12 protein-coding genes are annotated in these 14,173 nt (G+C 56.5%); 2 read left to right on the forward strand and 10 right to left on the reverse strand.

Going from position 1 to position 14,173, the window contains the following annotated elements; translation table 11 throughout:
* The first annotated feature begins 77 nt into the window (after positions 1-77).
* Positions 78-368, forward strand: coding sequence for a YciI family protein (locus HMPREF2875_RS08700; RefSeq protein WP_070672172.1), 291 nt, complete (start codon positions 78-80; stop codon positions 366-368).
* Between the two features lie 55 nt (positions 369-423).
* Here HMPREF2875_RS08700 and HMPREF2875_RS08705 read toward each other — a convergent pair whose 3' ends face one another.
* From HMPREF2875_RS08705 to HMPREF2875_RS08750, 10 genes are all read right to left on the reverse strand, one after another.
* Entirely contained in the window at positions 424-1,542 is a 1,119-nt protein-coding gene (locus tag HMPREF2875_RS08705) for a TerC family protein (RefSeq protein WP_070672174.1), read from the reverse strand.
* 180 nt (positions 1,543-1,722) lie between these two features.
* Positions 1,723-4,974 (reverse strand): DNA translocase FtsK, encoded by a 3,252-nt coding sequence (locus HMPREF2875_RS08710; protein WP_070672176.1) that lies wholly within the window; start codon positions 4,972-4,974, stop codon positions 1,723-1,725.
* Positions 4,975-5,051: 77 nt separating this feature from the next.
* Positions 5,052-5,690: a TIGR03085 family metal-binding protein gene (locus tag HMPREF2875_RS08715; RefSeq protein ID WP_070672179.1), complete on the reverse strand. Its 639-nt coding sequence runs from the start codon at positions 5,688-5,690 to the stop codon at positions 5,052-5,054.
* Positions 5,691-5,732: 42 nt separating this feature from the next.
* Positions 5,733-7,829: a ribonuclease J gene (locus HMPREF2875_RS08720; RefSeq protein WP_083311896.1), complete on the reverse strand. Its 2,097-nt coding sequence runs from the start codon at positions 7,827-7,829 to the stop codon at positions 5,733-5,735.
* 2 nt (positions 7,830-7,831) lie between these two features.
* Positions 7,832-8,740, reverse strand: a complete 909-nt coding sequence (gene dapA, locus HMPREF2875_RS08725) for a 4-hydroxy-tetrahydrodipicolinate synthase (RefSeq protein WP_070672182.1) — start codon at positions 8,738-8,740, stop codon at positions 7,832-7,834.
* Positions 8,741-8,810: 70 nt separating this feature from the next.
* A complete protein-coding gene (gene thyX, locus HMPREF2875_RS08730; protein ID WP_070672185.1) occupies positions 8,811-9,560 on the reverse strand; it encodes an FAD-dependent thymidylate synthase in 750 nt (249 codons plus the stop codon).
* Positions 9,560-10,306 carry a 4-hydroxy-tetrahydrodipicolinate reductase gene (gene dapB / locus HMPREF2875_RS08735; protein WP_070672187.1) on the reverse strand — a complete coding sequence of 249 codons (747 nt, stop codon included), beginning with the start codon at positions 10,304-10,306 and terminating at the stop codon, positions 9,560-9,562. Before dapB ends, thyX begins: the two co-directional genes overlap by 1 nt.
* A 1,565-nt stretch (positions 10,307-11,871) precedes the next feature.
* Positions 11,872-12,267, reverse strand: a complete 396-nt coding sequence (locus HMPREF2875_RS08745) for a hypothetical protein (protein ID WP_070672189.1) — start codon at positions 12,265-12,267, stop codon at positions 11,872-11,874.
* On the reverse strand, positions 12,264-12,581 hold the full coding sequence (locus HMPREF2875_RS13530) for a hypothetical protein (RefSeq protein ID WP_141754606.1): 318 nt from the start codon (positions 12,579-12,581) through the stop codon (positions 12,264-12,266). Before HMPREF2875_RS13530 ends, HMPREF2875_RS08745 begins: the two co-directional genes overlap by 4 nt.
* A complete protein-coding gene (locus tag HMPREF2875_RS08750; RefSeq protein WP_070672192.1) occupies positions 12,581-13,057 on the reverse strand; it encodes a hypothetical protein in 477 nt (158 codons plus the stop codon). The genes HMPREF2875_RS13530 and HMPREF2875_RS08750 overlap by 1 nt, the downstream gene beginning before the upstream one ends.
* Before the next feature lie 422 nt (positions 13,058-13,479).
* Here HMPREF2875_RS08750 and HMPREF2875_RS08755 point away from each other — a divergent pair, with 422 nt between their 5' ends.
* A complete protein-coding gene (locus HMPREF2875_RS08755) occupies positions 13,480-14,148 on the forward strand; it encodes an AMIN-like domain-containing (lipo)protein (RefSeq protein WP_210388177.1) in 669 nt (222 codons plus the stop codon).
* Positions 14,149-14,173 lie beyond the last annotated feature (25 nt).

Raw genomic sequence — 14,173 nt, forward strand, 5'->3', positions numbered from 1 at the left:
ACAACTGAGGTAGCACCCTCCCTACCCATATTCTGAACGGCCCTCTCACGCACTCGCTGCGAACTAGCATGGAGTGCATGAAGTATTTCGCAGTGTCCTATGAGTACAACCCGAATAACCCAATCATCGCCCAGACTCGCCCTCAGCACCGCGAGTTCATTGGCGCATTGCATGAGAAGGGCCAGGTTTGCGGTTCGGGCCCATTCACAGATTCGAAAGGTGGCGCACTCATCGTGCTCCAGTTTGAAGACGAATCCATCGAAGTGGCTCAGGTTATCAAGCTTATGGACCAGGATCCCTTCTACACCGAGGGTGCCGTCACCGGCCGCGCCTTCCGCGAGTGGAACCCCGTCATTAACTCCTTCTAGGCTCCCCGCCCAATTTGGCCTTGCCTAGAGCGGCGCTTTCGCCTAGAGCGCCTCTTTAGGGCAGCTCAGACTTCGGAAGCTCGTCCGCCTTGCCGACGAGCTCACCCTCCTTGTTGCGGACGATCTTGTTGCCAAAATCATCCCAGTCGTAGTGGTTGTGGGAAATAACCACACCACCCTGGGCTTGATCGCGCTTGTCTTTCCACACCGAAAGCAACACCGTGATGCCGAGAACTCCGACGATGACCAAAAGTGAGGTAAGAGTCGTAATTTCCGGAACCGCACTGACGTTTTCGCCACCATTGATAAACGGCAGGTTGTTTTCGTGCAAGGCGTGGAACAGCAGCTTGACGCCGATGAAGAGCAGGATAATACCCAGGCCATAAGACAGGTAAACAAGGCGGTCCAACAGGCCATCAATGAGGAAGAACATCTGGCGCAGACCCATCAGGGCAAACGCGTTGGTGGTGAATACCAAGAAGGGCTCCGACGTAATGCCATAGATGGCGGGGATGGAGTCGAAGGCAAACATGACGTCGATAAGCCCGATGGCCGCCAAGGCCACAAAGAGTGGTGTCAGAGCAAACTTGCCCTTCTTCTCACCGGATTCTTCACGGTGAGTGAGCTTGTCGCCGTGGTAGCGCGGGGTTACGTGTACCACCTTGCGCAGCCACTTAACCACCAGCATGTCATTGGGATCGGTCTCAGGCGTGCCATTTATCTCATCAATGAGCAGCTTCACCGCTGTGTAGATGAGGAAGATTGCGAAGATGTAGAAGACATCAGACCAGGCAGCGATGATAGCCGCACCCATCAAAATGAAGGCGAGGCGGAAGACCAACGCCAGCACGATGCCAATGAGCAGCACCTTCTGCTGATACCTGCGCGGGATTTTGAAAGACCCCATAATGAGAGAGAAGACGAATAGGTTGTCCACACTCAGTGCCTGTTCCGTTACCCAACCGGTATAGAACTGCGCTGCATGTTCGCTGTCCCACAACACCCACACGACACCGCCAAAGACGACGGCGATTGCCATGTAAAACAGTGTCCAGCCACCGGATTCCTTAATGGTGGGCTCGTGTGGTGAACGAACGTGGCTGTAGAAGTCGAAAATAAAGAAGCCCAGGATCACCGCGATGGTGATGGCCCAGACCCATAGTGGTACATGCATAGTGCCCTATCCCTCCGGTCGGCGTGGCTACAAAGACCGGAGGTCTCCCCCGCTAGCAGCCTCCATACGGAGGCAGTGCTAGCCGACGCGACCGGGAACCGTCTCGCAGTTGCCGTGTTGACGATCAGCGCCGAAGAGTGGGGTACTCCCCTCCAAGACTTGTCCTATCCTACACGGAATCTAGAACGCACCTGCAGAGGGGTTGGCGTTGATCTGGACGGTGCGTGTGTCGTCATCGCTCGAGGCGTCTGCACTGTCACTGTCAGCCTCAGCGTCCTGAATCTCCTTCGGCGCCTCAGCAGGATCTGCGCCCTTAATCATCCAGATGATAGTGTCGAGCTCCTCCGGCTTCACTAGCACCTCACGTGCCTTGGAGCCCTCGGACGGGCCGACCACACCGCGGGATTCCATGAGGTCCATGAGGCGACCGGCCTTGGCGAAGCCGATACGCAACTTGCGCTGCAGCATCGACGTCGAGCCCAGCTGGGAGGTGACTACAAGGTCGACGGCCTCGAGGAGGTCGTCCATGTCCTTGCCGATCTCCTCGTCGATCTCCTTCTTTGCCTCGGAGGTCTTGTCGTCCGTCACGCCCTCGGTGTAGTTCGGGGTGCCCTGTGCCTTGGCGGCGTCGACAACTGCCTGCACCTCTTCGTCGGAAACGAAGGCGCCCTGCATACGCACCGGACGCCCGCCCTGCGGGATGAAGAGGCCATCGCCCATGCCAATGAGCTTCTCTGCGCCGCCCTGGTCCAGGATGACGCGGGAGTCTGTCAGCGAGGAGGTCGCAAACGCCAGGCGGGACGGCACGTTGGTCTTGATAAGGCCGGTCACCACGTCGACGGACGGGCGCTGCGTCGCCAGCACCAGGTGGATGCCAGCCGCACGCGCCTTCTGAGTGATGCGGACGATGGAATCCTCAATCTCCTTCGGAGCCGTCATCATGAGGTCAGCCAACTCGTCGACAACGCAGACGATGTACGGGTAGGGGCGCATCTCTCGCTGCGATCCAGCCGGTGCCTGGTACTCCCCACTGCGGACCTTGCGGTTGAAGTCCTCGATCTTGCGCACACGGGCTGCCTGCATATCCATATAGCGCTGCTCCATTTCCTCCACCAGCCACTGCAGTGCGGCCGCAGCCTTCTTCGGCTGCGTAATGATCGGAGTGATGAGGTGCGGAATACCCTCGTACGGCGTGAGCTCCACCATCTTCGGATCAACGAGGATGAGGCGCACATCTTCCGGCGTCGCGCGCGTGAGCAACGAGACGAGCATGGAATTCACGAATGCCGATTTACCGGAACCAGTAGCACCGGCGACAAGCAAGTGCGGCATCTTCTTCACGGAGAAGGACGTGTACTCACCTTCGATATCCTTGCCCAAACCAATGAGCATGGGGTCGTTGTCAGCGCGTAGGGCTGGGGAATCGAGCACATCGCGCAGGCGCACCATCTCACGATCAGCATTCGGCACCTCGATACCCACGGCGGACTTGCCCGGAATCGGCGTCAGCAGGCGCAGGTTATCCGTCGCCACGGCATAAGCCAAGTTGGACTGCAGGTTCGTGATCTTGGAAACCTTCACGCCTGGGCCCAGCTCAATCTCGTAGCGCGTGACTGTCGGTCCACGGCTAAAGCCAGTGACCTGGGCGTTGACCTTGAATTCCTCGAAAACCTCAGTAATGGCCTCGATAATGCGGTCGTTGGCTTCGGTACGAGCCTTGGCTGGCTTACCGGCAGTGAGCAAGTCCGTCGTCGGGACGTCGTAGCCTCCGCCGAGTGCTGTGTCTTCAGCACCGCTCGGTTCTGCCGGGGTTTCCTGCTGTGCCGGCGGCTCTTCATCTACCTTGGCGCCGGTCGTTGCATCGCGTCCAGAACGCTGCTGGAAGAGGCGCACGGCCTCGGAATGCGCGTCGGACACGACATCACCGCTAGCGGCAGTCTTTTGGGCCGCGCTTGCCGACGTCCCCGCTGCCGCCGCACCGAGTGCCGCACCGGCTGCCCCGCCGACATCCACGCGCGGACGCTTCTTGGGGGCAGGCTTCGGTGCCGGAGCAGATTCAGGCTCTGGTTCCGGAACTGCCGGGAACTCGTCTGTGTCATCAATCTGAGCCGTGCGCTCAGAGTCGAAGGACGGACGGCCGTGTTGGATCGGTTCTTGCTGAACCGGCTCGTTCTGTACCGGCTTTGCGGACGCCGCGGAATCGAAGGACACCGTGGCATGCTCGTCCGGCTCCGCTACAGGGTAGGCCTGTACCGGGCGCGGACGCGGTCGAGGACGCGGAGTATAAGACTGGCGTTCGGGGCGCTCGCGCCCCTCGGCAATCGCATCGATGTCATCGGTGACGTAGCCGTAATCATCCTCGGGGACGTCGTCAAGCAGCTCCTCTTCCCTGCCCTGCTTGCGGTTACGAATACCATCCACTAGGCCGGAGAACTGCGCTGCTACGAAGTCATAGGCTTCACGCAGGGTAATGCCCGTGACATTGAGAGCTCCATAAACGATGAGCAGGAACAACAGAGGCACGGCCACGTAGCTGGAGAAAGCCGCAACGAGCAGCTCACCGATTCCGAAGCCGATGGCGCCACCTGCTTCACCGGCCGCATTATTCTTCCAGGTTAGGTCAGGGAGGCCGGCGAAAATATGAATCAGGCTCAGCATGCACACGATGATGAGCGACGTCCCGCCCACGACACGGGGTTTAAAATGTCCAGCAGGACCCGAAAAATCCATCATGAGCGCGATGGCGACGGCCAGGAGGCCAACAGGCAGGACATACGCACCCGCGCCAATGACGTAGCGCACGGCATCGGTCAGGTATTCACCGATGATGCCCGCGACCTGGAACCACGTGGCACAGGCCAGGATGATGGCGATGCCGATGAGCACTAGGGCCACAGCATCCGGGTTCGAGATGCGAATGCTCTTCTCCGCTGAAACCGGGCGATCCATGACAGTGGTAGCTGCGTCCCCATCAACGTCGCGCGCGCGGGTCACCTTGTTCTTCTTTGACGCCGCTTTAGCCGCTGTTTCATGTGTGGTGTTCGTAGCCTTCTTGTTTTTCGCGCGCCCAGAAATTGCCCCTGGCTCCCTCAACTCGTCGTAATCCTCGTACGCTTCTGCTTCATGAGCGTCATAGGCATCATAGTCACCGTCGTAGACATTCTCGTCGCGGTCACTGTATTCAACCGGTTTCAAACCAGCCAAGCCATGGCCGACGCCTCTCGCCATGCCACCCATTCCGCGGGCGGTCGCGCCAAAAACGGTTCCTAAGCCTCGCCCTACGGCACGAAAGGCGCTGCCGGTCCTCTCTTCGGAGGTCTCAGCAGCGCGAGTTGCAGACGTCAGCGAGTAATTGCTTCGGCCGGACGGCCGCGAGCGATCGGCGGCGCGACCTCGACCGGAAGCGCGAGACGGAGCGTTTTTGACAGACATGTCTGCCACTCTAGTAGCAAATGCACCATTAACAACATAAGCCACACGCGTGTGGCGAAATTTCCAACGGGTTCAGCCTAGAGGCTTGACCTAGTGATGGCGCTCTTATCCCCCACAATCTTCACGTGTGCAGCATCGCGTCCGAACGCCCACAACAAGATTTCGGACACAGTGCCACGCACGCGAACGATGTCGTCACCCTGTTCCGCGACACCATGTTTATCCGCTGCCACGATGGGCGGGAAACCAACGGGCTCAAGCACCACAGGACGGCGCGACTTCGACAGCAACCCAGCCCCCATCGTCTTCAGGGAAAGAAGCAGTTCTTTCTGCGCAGCATGGGAAAATTCACGCGCTTCGGTACGTCCATTCGCGCGGCGAATGTCCTCGTGATGCACAAAGTGCTCAGCCGAGTTAACTAGCTTGTCGGCGTAACGGAAAGGATTGAGCTTGCCTGCCCCTCTCCCCCAGTCATCCACCAGCTCGTCAAAATCGTGTTTGAGCGCTTCCTCCGTCGCCTTCTCAAGGCGCGAAGAGAGAGCCGGCACGAACAGCCCAGCGGAAGCATCAAGACGGTTTTCGCGCACCCACAAGTGTGCGGCGAGGTCTCGGGTAGTCCAGCCTTCACACAGCGTGGGTGCGTCGGGGCCTAGGTCATGAAACAGCGCCACCATCTTGGCGCGCTCGGCAGATGAAAACGACATGCGCCCCAGCATACCTACCGATGGCAGGAACGCTGGGGCGCAATCGTCGCTGTTTTAGAGCGACTCGCGGGAGGCTTGTACCTCGTCGTCGTCCGGCAACAGGATGTCCGAGTTGGTCGGAACGATCGTCGGCAAAATAACAGGCTCACGCTTGTACTTCGACGACATGAGCTTGGCTACCTTACGGCGAATCTTCTGCACCATTCGGTAGGTATCGTTCTCACCCTCTGCGGCGAGATCGTTCATGGTATCCTCCACCATCTCTGCGACCTCCGGCACGATGCCGCGGTCGTCATCAGAGAAACCAGTAGTGGAGACCGCTGGGTGCTCGAGCAGACGCGAGGTGCGGTTGTCGATCACACAGGTAATCGACACCACGCCTCCTGCACCCAAGTTGGTGCGGTCTGCCAAGGTGTCCGCGTCGACGTCACCCATGGACACGCCATCGACGTAAAGGTTGCCCACCTGGATCTGGCCGACGACCTCGGCGCGGCCATTGCGCAAGTCAACCACGACACCGTTCTGAACAAGGACTACGCGATCACGGGAAACACCCGTGGAAATTGCAAGCTCCTTGTTCGCGCGCAGGTGGCGCCATTCGCCGTGAACCGGCATGGCGTTCTTCGGGCGTGCTGCGTTGTACAGGAACAGCAGCTCACCACCGTAGCCGTGGCCGGAGGCGTGAACCTTGGCCTCCTTATTGGTGATAACTTCAGCACCAATCTGGGACAGCATGTTGATGACACCGAATACTGCCTCCTCGTTACCCGGAATGAGCGAGGAGGAGAAGATGATGAGGTCACCATCACGGACCGTGATCTGACGGTGCTCGCGACGAGCCATGCGGGACAAAGCAGCCATCGGCTCACCCTGGGTACCCGTAGTGATGAGCAGAACCTTGTGCGGAGCCATCTTGGCTGCCTCATCGATCGGGATGATGGTGCCGCGCGGAACTTTGAGGAAGCCCATCTTTTCCGCAATCTCCATGTTGCGCATCATGGAACGGCCGTTGAATGCGACCTTTCGGCCGGCAGCCACGGCAGCGTCGATAGCCGCCTGCACGCGGTACACGTTCGACGCGAAGGACGCGATAATCACGCGCTGCTTGGCTCCAGAAACCAAACGCTTAAAGGTTGCCGGAATGTCACCTTCAGAGGCAGAAACACCCGGGATGTTGGCGTTGGTGGAGTCACACAGCATGAGGTCCACGCCCTCATCGCCGTAACGCGACAGTGCCGGGAGGTCAGTCGGGCGGTTATCCAACGGAGTCTGGTCCAGCTTGATATCACCGGTGTGAATGATATTGCCGGCCGGGGTACCCAGCATGACACCAAGCGCGTCCGGGACCGAGTGGTTCACTGCCCAGAAGCGGCAGCGGAACGGGCCGTAGTTCACATCAGATTTCTCGTTGACTTCAACGAACTTCGGCTTCTGGCGGTGCTCCTTACACTTTGCAGCGATGAGCGCGATGGTGAAGCGCGACGCCACGATCGGGATATCCGGGCGCAGCTTCAAAAGCCACGGGATAGCGCCAATGTGATCCTCGTGTGCGTGGGTCACCACGAGGGCCTTGACCTTGTGGATCTTCTTCTCAATCGGACCAAAGTCCGGAAGGATCAAGTCAACGCCCGGCTCACCGGAGGACGGGAAAAGCACACCACAGTCGATGATGAGAAGTTCATCCTGGTACTCAAAGACGGTCATGTTGCGACCGATCTCAGAGATACCACCCAGAGCATAAATGCGCAGGGCATCCTTTTGTTGCTTCGGAGGTTCCGGCAAACGCTTGGTCAGGTCCGCGCCCTGCATGGATTTAGGCACGTTGCGGCGGCCACGGTTGTTATTGCGGTTGCGGCCGTTGTTGCGACCACCATTGTTGTTGCCGTTATTACCGTTATTGTTAGCGCCACCATTGCCACCGCGGCCGCGGCCACGGCCGCCGCGGGAACCACGGGAACGGGAGCGGCGGTTGCCGTCCTCGGAATTTGAGTTGTTCGAGTTGTCAGACTCGTTCGAATTAGTGCCAGTCGCAGCCGATTCATTCGGCGCTTGGAAAACCGGCGAAGCCGCCTCATTCGAGGCGGTCTCAGTCTCCGCAGGCGGGCCCGCCTTGCGGGTTACCTTGCGGGAGCGGTTACGGGGTTCAGTCATTCTTAAAGGACTCCAGCCTTCTCCAAATCGTGGCGGAGGGCCTCAACCTCGTCCGCGTTTGCCGCGGACACTGGGAGGCGAGGGTCTCCTACTTCAATGCCCTGCAGGCGCAGGGCAGCCTTAACGAGTGTTGCTCCGCCCAACCGGCCTTGTGCCTGGATGAGCGGGGTTAAAGTTTTCGCGTTGATCTCACGTGCACGTGCACCGTCACCTTCGTCGAAGGCTACGTAGAGATCAGCCAGGGCGCGCGGTGCGATGTGGCCAATCACGGAGATAACACCTGAGGCGCCGAGGGCTAGCCACGGCAGGTTCAGGCCGTCATCACCGGAGTACCACGCCAAACCGGTCTCCTGGATAAGCGGTGCGGCCGCAGCAAGATCGCCTTTGGCGTCCTTAACGGCCTGGATGTTCGGCACCTCCGCGAGGCGAAGAAGTGTCTCCGTCTCAATCGGGATACCCGAGCGGCCAGGGATGTCGTACAGACAAATGGGGAGGTTTACGGCTTCCGCTACGGCAGTGAAGTGCGCATACACACCAGCCTGGGAGGGCTTGGAGTAGTACGGGGTGACGACCAAGAGGCTGTCCGCCCCAGCATCGGCAAAGGCGCGTGCGGCCTCGATGCTGGTAGCGGTGTTATTGGTTCCTGCGCCAGCGCACAGCTTGGCGCGGTCCCCCACCTCGTCCTTCACAGCTGCAAACAGCTCCAGCTTCTCATCCAGTGACGTCGTCGGCGACTCACCCGTAGTACCTGCCAGGATGAGAGAATCGACGCCATTATCAACAAGATGAGCTGCTAGGCGACGCCCCGCAGACACGTCCAGCGCACCTGCCTGGTCAAAGGGAGTGACCATGGCTACGCCCACGCGTCCAAAGATGTCGACGCCCGTCTGTACTGCCATACCTGTGCTCATAGGCGTCAAGATTACCCGCTTTGTGCTCTGTTAGCTGAATCGGGGCCGCGCGCGAGTCTTAAATTTCTTCTTAGGCGTATGGACTGGATGCCATTTCGGTGCCGTCGGCGAGGGTGGTGATATTGAAATCGTCGAAAAGCACTGGCGATTGCTCCCGCAACAACTTGAGACACGTCACGGCTAGCTGGCGCAACTCGGTATCTGCTTGCTCCGTTGCCCGTGCGCCAATGAAGTGCCGCCACGCACGGTAGTTTCCGGTCACGACGATGCGCGATTCTGTGAGATTGGGCAGAACGGCTCGGGCAGCCTGTCGCGCTTGCTTCTTCCGCAGTAGCGCGTTGGGTTCCTGCTCGAGTTTGGACTCAAGAGCATCCAAGAGCTCTTCATAGACGAAACGAGCATCATCGGCCGCCTGCAGAGTCAATCGGGTAAGTTGTTCATCCTCCGCAATGAGTTTCGGCAGCACCACCTCAGTTTCCTCGGGGTGAACAAAGCGCTGCGAGAGCTGCGAAAAGGAAAAGTGGCGGTGCCGGACCAGTTCATGAGTAGCTGAACGCGATAGGCCGCGGATGTACAACGTAGCCGTCGCATGCTCAAGCAGAGCGTCGTGTCCAACTTCCAAGATGTGGTGCAGATAAGCCTGGTTGGAGGCCGTCCGGGGATTTGGCTTATCGAAGGACTCATAACAAGCGCGACCAGCAAATTCTACTAACGCCTCGCTGTCCGACGCCCCCTCATCCACCTCCCACTCCACTCCCCGTGGCGCGTGAAAGGATGTCGCCGCGATGAGCTGAACATCAAGCTCAGTGACCTTTGCCATTACAGCCCCAGGTAATTCTCAAGGCCCACGGTCAGCCCTGGATGAGACTCAATTTCCCGTACACCAACGAGTACACCAGGCGTGAAGGAGGAACGGTCATAAGAATCCTGACGGATGGTCAGGGATTGGCCTTGAGTGCCAAAGATAACTTCTTCATGCGCCACCATTCCCTGCATACGCACTGCATGTACATGAACGCCGTCGACGTCTGCGCCACGCGCTCCGTCAAGCGACTGCTCAGTCTTGTCCGGCATGGCATCAAGGCCCGCTTCCTTGCGCGCATTCGCAATACCTTGGGCAGTGTGAACAGCGGTACCTGAAGGAGCATCAAGCTTATTGGGGTGGTGGTATTCCACAACCTCAGCGCTATCAAAGAACTTCGCAGCCTGAGCCGCGAAGACCATGGTCAAAACCGCCGAGATGGCGAAGTTCGGAGCGATGAGAACATGGCCAGCCCCCTCCTTCTTCGTCCACTCCTCAACCTTGGCAAGACGCTCGGCATCGAAACCAGTGGTACCGACAACAGCATGAATACCGTTCTGAGTGCAGAACTCAAGGTTATCCATGACAGACGCCGGCTGGGTGAAGTCCACGGCTACCTGGGCACCAGCATCAACCAACTGCTGCAACGGAGTATCCCGATCAATTTCAGCAACGAGCTCCAGATCCTCTGCAGCGTTGACGCCCTCCACGATTGCCTGCCCCACGCGCCCCTTCGCGCCGAGAACGCCCACCTTGATAGTCATACACAATCCCTTCATCCATGTTCGTGCGGTCAATTGTGTCCAGTCTATCCCTGAAGATATGCAGCGCTCAGAAAGGGGCATGTGGCGCCATCTTTCTTCGATTGCACCATTCACCTACCCCCGTTGTTGTGTATCAGTAAAACCTATACCCCCAGCTCGACAAGAGTCGAACACACAACCTAAAGCATTACTCAACACCCCCATGCTTCTTGGTTAGCGAAGTTTATCCCCGCAGGCTATAGACTTTGGTTTGTGCCGGCACTAGGATTAGTTGTAGAACACTTCTTCTAACACTATTTTCTCGGGGGATACGCCAATGAGCACCACCATCCTGCCGGACGCCTTCTTTAGCATCAGGACGCTTCAGTCCGGTAGGGATAAAAAATCCGGATAATAACAGCACCTAGCATCCGCCTTTTACCTATCGATAGCATCTACCGGGTGGTGGTTTCCTTTACTGAGATGCTTACCGGTCCTGGGCCTTTATCACTCGCTCGCTTACGACCGTGTGCGCATAAATTGACCAGGATAGAGCTGAATCCATAACCAAAAGCGTGTGTGCCAGGGTTCCACCCGCGCTAAAGCGAGGAGGCTTGAAATCCCCGACAACATTTCCTTTATCAGTAATGTGCGTCCATCTACTGTGCCTGCAGCCTTTGCTGGTGATGGTGAGAATGCTGGGGAAGCCCGTGAAAACGCTTTTATCGTCAATGAACCCTTTGTCCCGGAGCAATCGAAGACGCTTACAAGCTCCCGAATCGTAAATTCCCCACAGCCTGGCAACGTGGTCGCGCGCCATAGCTTCAAACGCAACCAAACAGTCAAGAGGAGCCGATCTCGCTCAGTTAACTCAAATTGCTTGGCCGTACGAAACGGTCGTAACCTCTGGTCTGAAACATGAATAATCTTCACCATGTAGTAATGGTCGCATTAGAGTGTGCAAACCCTAATGCGCCAACGAAACGACAGATTATCACGCGCTTTGAAGGAGCATGACGAGTATCCTTCTCCCGCCTCGCCTACGGCTCGTTGGACATCAGGTCATGAAGGCTTCGCAATCATAACCCGGAAGATCTCGCACGAAATTTCTAAAACGACAAAGAAGCCCTAGATTCGTATAAACGGTTCTAGGGCTTCTAACCTTTGCTTCACGAGTTCAGCATGAGCAGTGAGCTACCGATTGCTCCAGTACCTATATTTTCAATTGACGCGATAATGCGACTGCGATTGTTATGACCCATTCTCTGCTCCTTTTCTTTATTTATGCAAACAAGAAACTTCTTTGAAAAAGGCTGACCTACACTTTCAATAATCCAAAGAGCAATCAGGTATAACACTGCTATTGCTAAGGTACCTAGGATGTCGAGTCCTAGATCACTGCTTAGCTCAACCCGCGAAGCACTATTGATTATATAACAGGAGGGAGACACACTCTCTGGAAAGATGGAACAAATGTTCTTAACGGGTTAGCTTCACAAAAATAGAGAACAATAGCTCAGGGAGTCACGTTAAGCGTGACTCCCTCGACAAAACTTCACCACCTGCACCGAACGGCTTCCAGTCCGTTACTTCGGCCGTGACATAAACGACGCGAAATCAACAGAGCTGATAAAAGACCGAGGCCACTCCTCATCGTCGGTCAAAAGCATGTCCTCCCACAAACGTGACACAGCCGCCCCAGGCTCAATAGGCTCGTCGATCGTCCCTAATGCGGTGGAATAGCTATACATATTCCATTCATCCTCGTTAACCGGTTCATCACTCTGAGCCTGGAGATCATGGAGCAAGTTATTTTTCACAACGGAATCCGACTCATCAATCTCCACATCAGCGACCAGATAGACGGTCGTGAACTGTTTCACGCGCTCCACTCGTTCAAGATAGCGCTGATAAAACCGAGGCAAATCCTCTTCTCTCGCAAGGAAATAGGTCTTTGTCAGGGTAATTTCGCTGGACATCATTTAGGGTTCCAACTCGTGTCATAGGCACCCGACGGACGGTACTTCCGCTGAGGATAGCAATGCCTCTTATGGGCATTGTTAAACTTGCTTTCATACAAATTTGCATCGGATTTGGCAGCATTAGGATCTGTTGGATGATTACCTATGACAAAGCCCACAATAGGATTGCCGGGGGCATTCTCCACTACCTGGCATTTCATGGTGATCATGCCTAGTTCATTTTTAACAACACCCGCTGCTTGCGCGACTTGCGTTTGAGCAAACACTGCAGAAGGAAGAGCGAGTGTAAGCGCCAAAGCACGTAATTTCTTCATTAGCAATTCTCCACTCGATCGATGCGAGTAATACCTGGAACCTTCAACTTGGAAACGGTTTCTTCAGCGCCCGGGGCAACCCCTGTGCACTCAATATCCTGAGAACCCACCCAACCCGTCATGATGACTTTCACCCGAACAGGTGTAGGGCAATTATTCCGAATTTTGATCTCAGCTTGATGATGCTCAGCAGACACACACGCAGGGGCAGTGTTTGATGCATCATAGAAGCTTATAGTCGGCTCACCTTCCACATGGATTTCCGCTGACTGTTTCTCCTTGGCATCCGACAGGTCTACAGTCTTGGTTTCTCCGGAAGACAACTCAAATCCCGATTCACTGTCTGCAGCAGGAACCGTATCACCATCCAAGGTCGCTTCTGCATCCTGAGCAAACGCGCTACTGGGGGCGGCAAGAGCCAAGACAGCACCACAAACCAATGCCAAACGAACTTTTCTTGCAGACTTTTTAACCATATTCTTTACCTTTCTTAGCGTTGGGAATGCACTTCACTCATGACAGTAGATGGAAAGTCCTCTCAAATCCATAGAACCTCCGTTCGGTACGCATAACTAAGAAGGATGAACACACGGATAAGCCCCGCGCCGTCGAAACAAACGATGAACCCAAAACTCACCCCGCACAACCCCAAGCCGTCGAATCAAACGACGAAGGGTCGCGGGAGCCGGGGCCGGAGGGAGATAAAGAAAAGCCTCCCTAATGGTAAAAAGTCGGCGCAGTTTTTGGAACTGAGCGGAACTTTTAAGAGTTAGGGAGGCTAGATGGCCTGAGAATGCCCCTCGGGGTCCAGCGGGGTTAGGCAGTGATGCCCACGTGTTGCTGCTCGTTATGATGGTCTAGGAAGCTGGATCCTGCTGTCACAGCTGAAGGGATAAAAATGGCTCGCTTGATTGCACCGACCACCGTCATCGGGGTCATCATTGCCGGATGTGCGTTGACCATCACCGCATGCTCTGATGGTGGTTCGCACACCACAAATTCACCTGCTTTTAGTTCGGTTGAATCCAGTCCGCGAGTTTCTGAAGCTCCAGCCAGTGACAAAGTGACCCCAAAGGACTCGGGAGCGCAAAGCAGCTCGGAGGCGATGACTGCAGCACAGTTTGCGGGCATGGGTACAGCAGCGCTGGAAAATCAGCACCACATGCCCGAACGGCTGGGAGATCTCACGCCAACTAATGTGCGCGTAGGTGCCCATGATGGGTTTACCCGCGTAGTCATTGATCTTGAAGGGGACGGTGAACCGGGCTGGTTTACCACCTACACGGAAAGCCCAACTCAGCAAGCCTCCGGTTACCCGGTTGAGGCAAAAGGAAACATTTTTCTCGACCTCGGAATCGAGGGAACTCCTTGGTCATCTACGCCTGAGCTTGAGGAACGGCATATTCAGCAGGGAACTACTCCTGGAACTGGAGTCGTGAGCGAAGTGGTCTACACCAGCTCATTTGAGTCACAATCGCAATTCATCATTGGTCTGCAGAAAAGGACTCCGTACTCGGTGACATTTCTCGAGGACCCCAAACGACTTGTACTTGATTTCCAGGACTAGCAGCTAGGCACCCAACAAGCTAAGA

It is taken from the genome of Corynebacterium sp. HMSC078H07 (assembly GCF_001812805.1).
GTDB lineage: Bacteria > Actinomycetota > Actinomycetes > Mycobacteriales > Mycobacteriaceae > Corynebacterium.